Annotated in this window: 2 protein-coding genes; both read right to left on the bottom strand. The window is 27.9% G+C overall.

Annotated features, from left to right (window positions below; genetic code table 11):
• Positions 1 to 51 precede the first annotated feature (51 nt).
• The gene (locus AC5XHR_RS13745) at positions 52 to 567 is read right to left on the bottom strand and encodes a hypothetical protein (RefSeq protein WP_495951348.1); all 516 of its coding nucleotides are present in this window, start codon (positions 565 to 567) and stop codon (positions 52 to 54) included.
• A 240-nt stretch (positions 568 to 807) separates the two neighbouring features.
• Positions 808 to 972, bottom strand: coding sequence for a serine hydrolase (locus tag AC5XHR_RS13740; protein ID WP_495951349.1), 165 nt, complete (start codon positions 970 to 972; stop codon positions 808 to 810).
• Between the last annotated feature and the right edge of the window lie 10 nt (positions 973 to 982).

The following is a 982-nucleotide window of genomic DNA, read 5'->3' as shown; positions in this document are numbered from 1 at the left end:
TTTTCAAATCTTACTATTATACATTTAACCCCGCATTTTGCCAATACAATGTTATGCGACGTTCTTTTTAAGATTTTTGTATTTGTTATTTTGTAAAACCAGATAGATTATTCCAAACAATAACCCAACAATTCCTCCATAATAACTTCCTTCATGCATGTAAGCTACTTCAATATAATTTTTAGGATTGTTTGTTCCAAAATCCATCCAAGCTGCGGAATTTTCTATTGAAATAAAAAAGTATGCAACTAAATATCCTAAAACACTTCCAATTAAACTAAATAGTAAATTAATTAATAATGCGTTGAAAATATATCTAAAATTATTTTGTGTGTTAATGAATAAAAAGATGATTAAATAAATTATTCCTAAAATTAATCCAACCCAATATGACCCTAAAATTCCAACAATAGAAGCTTCAATTCTATAATTATTTATATTCCATTCATTAATTCCAAAATTTCCGAAAAGAAAATTTTGAAAAAATTCGGGGGAAACAGAATAAGAAATTTGATTGTGAATTGCTCCAAAAATACTTGCAAAAATTATAGAAATAACTACTATCAAAATTGCTTTAAATATTGTGACGATTGTTCTCATAGAATGTCGCATAACGAAAAAGTATTGGCGAAGTGCGGGCTTAATTTGAACAAAAGTTCAAGTGCAGACCAAGCGAAGCCGATGCTTTTTCAGATTGTCTAAATTATGAAAAAAACAATATGAAAAGCAGCGGCGGATAAATTTTTCCACTTTTTCTACATTATATTTAACCCCGCATTTTGCCAATACAATGTTAGCAGAAGTTTTTTATTTTTTCGTTGTGTAATAATCATAAGCTGCTTTAGAAATTTCAGCAATTATTTTTTCAGAATCTTTAAATGGCTCATAAGTATCATGTACAAAAACAGCGATATACATTTTTTTGTTATTTGGCAATTCTATAATTCCAAAATCATTAATTGCTCCTGTCATACCTTCATCA

This window comes from Kaistella sp. CFF1-2 (assembly GCF_059509915.1).
This window is presented reverse-complemented; position numbering and strand designations above follow the sequence as displayed.